Here is a 5,259-nt window from a genome sequence, read left to right as displayed (position 1 = left end):
TTTTTTGCCAAAAATCAAAAAAAACATATCTTTTCACCGACAATCACGCCGGCTGAATTGTTAACGAATATGAAACCCGTCTTGTTTAATTACGTTTTTAAGATGATTTTTATTATTTTTGTGACTGATTTAATTATAGAATATTCATGAACTCATATTCATCAGGCAATTGGCCTCCGGTAACCAAAAACCTTATAATAATAAACGGTCTTATCTGGCTGGTTGAGTTTCTTTTCCGCAGTTTTGCGGAAACGGGACTTATATATCGTTGCGGGCTACACTTCATAGGTTCGGATCTTTTCAATCCCGTGCAGCCTATAACATATATGTTCCTGCACGACCCCTCATCGCCGATTCATGTATTCTTCAACATGTTCTCCCTCTGGATGTTCGGTCGCATGCTTGAAAACATATGGGGTTCGAAACGTTTTCTTATATTCTATTTTGTATGCGGCATCGGAGCTGCTGTCGTACAGGAAGCGGTATGGGCATTGACGTGGCAGCACGACTACATAGCCGGCATAGCCCGCCTCAACGGTCTGACATTCGACCATATGAAAGCAATAGTAGATCAGGCTACTGCCGATGGCGATGGAAAATTCCTCCGCGCGATGGCTGAAATGAAGGGACAGATGGTCACAATAGGTGCTTCCGGCGCAATATTCGGCGTGCTTCTCGGATTCGCATTCGTTTTTCCCAATATACCAATGTATCTTTTCTTCATACCGGTGCCCATAAAAGCCAAATATATGGTAATCGGATATGCGGTGCTGGAATTCTGGTTCGGTGTTGGCGGCAGAATGGATTCCGTGGCACATTTCGCACATCTCGGCGGCATGATATTCGGACTCATAATCTTAATTTACTGGAGAAAGAAAGGGACTCTTCGTGGCAATGGGTTTTATTGACAGATTCAGGCGGCTTTGCGGCGGTTCGCGCACTCTTTCCACCCTGATCGGGGTGAACATCGTCATTGGTGTGATTCTGTGGACAACATCGGCAGTCATGCGCATGACGCATCACGATCCGACACAGTTTGCCATGTTTATGGCGCTCCCCTCCTCATTCGCCGAATTCATCAGACATCCCTGGACACTCGCCACATATATGGTGACACAGTTCTCGCTGCTTCACCTGCTGTTCAATGTACTGTGGCTCTACTGGTTCGGACAGTTCATGCTGATCTCGGCAGCAGAAATGAGCAACCGCTCAAGAGAAAGGAATCTTCTCATGATATATGCCGGAGGCGGTCTTGCCGGAGGAATGGCATACATTCTGGCATCTTTGTGCGGCGCCTCAGCCGGAGCATATCTATGTGGTGCCTCAGCATCCGTGCTGGCAATCATGAGTGTGGTGGCATTGAAAATGCCGGATTATGAGATAACCCTTTTCCTGATCGGGAGAGTAAAGGTGAAATGGTTTGCCATCATATGCATCCTTATCACTCTTATAGGCACAGGAGGAGCCTCGGCAGCAGGTTCCGTCGCCCATCTCGGAGGAATCGCTTTCGGTGTCTTCCACTCATTAAGAGACAAGATAACAAGACCTCTCTCTCTCTTTACTCCTCGAAAAAAAATGAATGTCAAGGCAATGGTCAAAGCGTCGCAAGGGAGACTCAGCGACAGTGACCGTCTTGACGAGCTTCTTGACAAAATACGTCTCTCCGGCTTCGACTCCCTGACTGAAAGGGAACGAAAGGAACTTAACGCCCTCTCGGCGAGACTGCGACAGGAAAACAAGTAATGCCGCATCAGACAGAATAATGACCGCGGCGAAAACTGATAAAATTATAAAAAATTGTTTTTACCGGTAATAAAACCTCTGTTCAGAATGATTCTTAGGATAATATCGTTCATCCTTTTCATTCTCACCCTTCTTTCGGCATTCGGAGGAAGGATAAACCCGATGTATGTCATGCTGCCGTCGGCTCTGACGCTCGCATTGCCATATTTAGCGATAGCTACGGCTATTGTGTCTCTGGCTTGGTTCTGCGCAGGTCGCTGGATTACAGCCGCGATAGGTGTTGCCGTGCTTGTTGCCGCCTGGAAACCTGTATCCACGGCAATACCGCTACATTTCCAGTCTGAACCGACACACAAAGAACGGACGTTCAAGCTTCTGACCTACAATATCCTTCACGGATGGGATCAGGAAGATCCGGAGATGAAAGCAGGCAACCGCTCGTTCCAGTATGTGCTTGATGCAGATGCGGATCTTGTTGGTCTTCAGGAACTGGTCGACATCAACGATACTGGAGAAGTGCCAAGACTGGAAGGCACCTTGCGAGACTCTCTCTTGCGTAAATACCCGTACAGAGCCGGGACAACAGCCTGCGACCTCAAGGTATTGTCGAAATATCCGGTAATGCTGATAAAGGAATACCCCACTTTCTCACATTATGAAGTGAAAATGCCATGGGGAAAGCTGAACTGGATCAATACCCACCTCAGCTCATTTAATCTTACCGATGAAGAGCGCAAGGTCATGAAAGAGGTGGTTTCGGTGAAAGACACAGAGGCGGGACTCAAGGAAATGAAAGGATCCATACGCGAAAAACTTAAAGACGGCTTTTCGCGACGTGCAGAACGCGCCGCAGCCATACGCGAACTGGCAGACCGGATATCGGGACCGCTTGTAGTGAGCGGAGATTTCAACGATGTGCCGGAGTCTTATGCCTACCGAACCATCCGCGGCAATGACCTCGGCGATGCTTACGCGGAAACATCATTCGGTCCGCTGATAACATACAACCGCCATGGTTTCCTGTTTCATCTTGACCAGATTCTCTATCGCGACAAATTCATGAAAGCACTTAAAGTTGAAAAAGGCTCGCTGAAAAGCAGCGACCATTATCCGTTGCTCTCTGAATTCGAATGGATCGCGAAATGACACCTCCCGTTTTTACGGAAACAGACCGGACAATCATGAACGAACCAATTTTAAAACAACAATAATATGAAAAAAATCCTGACAATGATGGCAGGGGCTCTCCTCCTTGCCGCTTCACCTCAGATTATGGCACAAGAAAGAGAAAATCCTTTCATGAAGCCATACGACACCAAGTATGGCATTCCTCCTTTCGACAAAATCCAGACAACGGATTTCCTCCCTGCAATCAAGGCGGGAATCGCCGAGCAGGAGGCAAACCTTTTCAACATCACCCGCAACCGCGCGGTGCCTGATTTCGACAACACCATCCTCCCTCTGGAAAACCTCTCCCCCATTCTGGAGCGTGTGTCTGGTGTGTTCTATCACTATGAGGAAGCCCTCTCTACTCCGGAGTTCGCGGAAATAGCCGACGAGGCAATTCCCCTGCTCAACGACGCCTCCAACAAGGTCAATCTTGACGAGATGCTTTTCCAGCGGATACAGCAGATCTATGACCGCCGCGACAAGATGGGACTCACTCCGGTGCAGAAACGCCTTGTGGAGAAATATTACAGAAGTTTTGCGGAACAGGGCGCTGCACTCCCCGCCGACAAAAAAGCCGAGCTTGTGAAGATAAACGACGAACTGTCCAAACTCTTCATCCAGTATAACCGTAACCTTCTTGCCGCCACAAACGCTTTCTATATCACGGTATATGACAAGGAAGACCTCGCCGGACTTCCGGAGTCTTCCGTAGCTCAGGCAGCGCAGGAAGCCAAGAATCGTGGTCTGGACGGTCTGTGGGTATTCACACTGCACGGTCCAAGCCGTCTGCCAGTGCTTCAGAGCGCTGACTCCCGCGGTCTTCGCGAGGCAATGTACAAAGGCTACACCTCATTGGCTTTCACCGGCTCCAACAGCAACCTTCCCATAATCGAGAAGATCGTGAGACTCCGTGCTCAGAAAGCCAAAATCATGGGATTTGACAACTTCGCGCAGATGATGACCAGCCGTGTCATGGCAAAGACTCCGGAAGCTGCATCTGACCTGCTTCTCAGCGTTTTCGAGCCGGCTGTAAAACGTTCTGCCGAAGAAGTAAAAGACATGCAGGCATATGTTGATGCCAACGGCGGCGGATTCAAAATCGCTCCCTGGGATTATTATTACTATGCAGGTAAGGTAAAGAGCCAGAAATTTGACCTTGACGAGAACGAGCTCCGCCCATATTTCTCACTTGACAATGTTCTCAAAGGTATGTTCGAATGCGCTGAAAAGCTCTGGGGCATAAAGATGGTACCTATGCCTGACGCTCCCAAATATATCGAGGATATGGCAGTATACGATGTTGTCGATGCAAAGACCGGCGAACACATCGCCGTGTGGATGTGCGACTACTTCCCCCGCGCAACCAAGCGTCAGGGAGCATGGATGGAACAGCTTCAGAGCTGCGGAATCTTCGAAGATGGCAAAGAACGCAGACCTATCGTATATAACGTAGGCAATTTCACACCTCCGGCAGGAGATGTTCCCGCTCTCCTTACAATAGATGAAGTGGAGACCACATTCCATGAATTCGGACATGCGCTGCAGGCAATACTCTCACGTGCGCCCTACAAGTCTCTTGCAGGGACCAACGTCGACCGCGACTATGTTGAAATGTGCTCTCAGATAAACGAGCACTGGGCATTCGAACCGGAAGTGCTCAAAAGCTATGCCCGTCACTACAAGACCGGCGAGGTTATTCCCGATGAGCTTATCGAGAAAGTCGGCAAGGCTTCCAAATTCAATCAGGGATTCGTGGCGACAGAGCTTGCCGGAGCCGCATTGCTTGACCTTAAATACGGTCAGACACCCGAAGTTACAGACGTTGTGGCATTCGAGAAAAAAGTAGGAAATGAAATCGGCATGCCTGAGGAAATCACCTACCGCTACCGTTCTCCCTACTTCAAACACATCTTCGGAAGCGACGGATATGCGTCAGGCTACTACACTTATCTCTGGGCTCAGGTTCTTGAGGCAGACGCGTGGGAACTTTTCAAACAGAAAGGTATCTTCGACAAGAAGACCGCTGCTTCTTTCAAGAAAAACATCCTTGAAGCCGGCGATACGGAAGATCCGATGGTATTGTTCAAAAAATTCCGCGGACACGCTCCCGATGCCAAGGCTCTTCTTCGTCTGAGAGGATTCGAATAATCCACGCTGCTACAGAATGACAAAACGACAAACGGAACTCGCCTTGACTTATTTTTCCTGACATCAGCGAGATATGTCAGCCGGATGGCGAGGATGCTGTCAGAATGGTCCGGATGGTAGGCGGCTGAATGTGAGGCTGAAGGTAGTTTACTTTCGTCAATGACCGACTCGGAATCATTCAGCCAACGACACAGACGG

General features: G+C 48.9%; 4 protein-coding genes. All 4 read left to right on the top strand.

Going from position 1 to position 5,259, the window contains the following annotated elements; genetic code table 11:
- The first annotated feature begins 146 nt into the window (after positions 1-146).
- The 4 genes from JX312_RS08885 to JX312_RS08870 all read left to right on the top strand — a co-directional run bounded on the left by JX312_RS08885 (position 147) and on the right by JX312_RS08870 (position 5,061).
- Positions 147-908, top strand: coding sequence for a rhomboid family intramembrane serine protease (locus JX312_RS08885; RefSeq protein WP_128707927.1), 762 nt, complete (start codon positions 147-149; stop codon positions 906-908).
- Complete coding sequence (locus JX312_RS08880) at positions 895-1,743, top strand: rhomboid family intramembrane serine protease (RefSeq protein ID WP_204457750.1); 849 nt, start codon at positions 895-897, stop codon at positions 1,741-1,743. Before JX312_RS08885 ends, JX312_RS08880 begins: the two co-directional genes overlap by 14 nt.
- A gap of 87 nt (positions 1,744-1,830) precedes the next feature.
- A complete protein-coding gene (locus tag JX312_RS08875) occupies positions 1,831-2,889 on the top strand; it encodes an endonuclease/exonuclease/phosphatase family protein (protein ID WP_204457749.1) in 1,059 nt (352 codons plus the stop codon).
- A gap of 66 nt (positions 2,890-2,955) precedes the next feature.
- Positions 2,956-5,061, top strand: a complete 2,106-nt coding sequence (locus JX312_RS08870) for a M3 family metallopeptidase (RefSeq protein ID WP_204457748.1) — start codon at positions 2,956-2,958, stop codon at positions 5,059-5,061.
- Positions 5,062-5,259: the final 198 nt, after the last annotated feature.

Origin of the sequence: Barnesiella sp. CU968 (assembly GCF_905219685.1) — a bacterium.
Lineage (GTDB): Bacteria > Bacteroidota > Bacteroidia > Bacteroidales > Muribaculaceae > Lepagella > Lepagella muris_A.
Note: the sequence above shows the minus strand (reverse complement) of the source record. Positions and strands in the feature narration are given on the sequence as shown.

Excerpts from the sequence above, each read along its gene's own strand:
- JX312_RS08880 (WP_204457750.1), top strand. The coding sequence starts at position 895 with ATGGGTTTTATTGACAGATTCAGGCGGCTTTGCGGCGGTTCGCGCACT.
- JX312_RS08875 (WP_204457749.1), top strand. The coding sequence starts at position 1,831 with ATGATTCTTAGGATAATATCGTTCATCCTTTTCATTCTCACCCTTCTT.
- JX312_RS08870 (WP_204457748.1), top strand. The coding sequence starts at position 2,956 with ATGAAAAAAATCCTGACAATGATGGCAGGGGCTCTCCTCCTTGCCGCT.
- JX312_RS08885 (WP_128707927.1), top strand. The coding sequence starts at position 147 with ATGAACTCATATTCATCAGGCAATTGGCCTCCGGTAACCAAAAACCTT.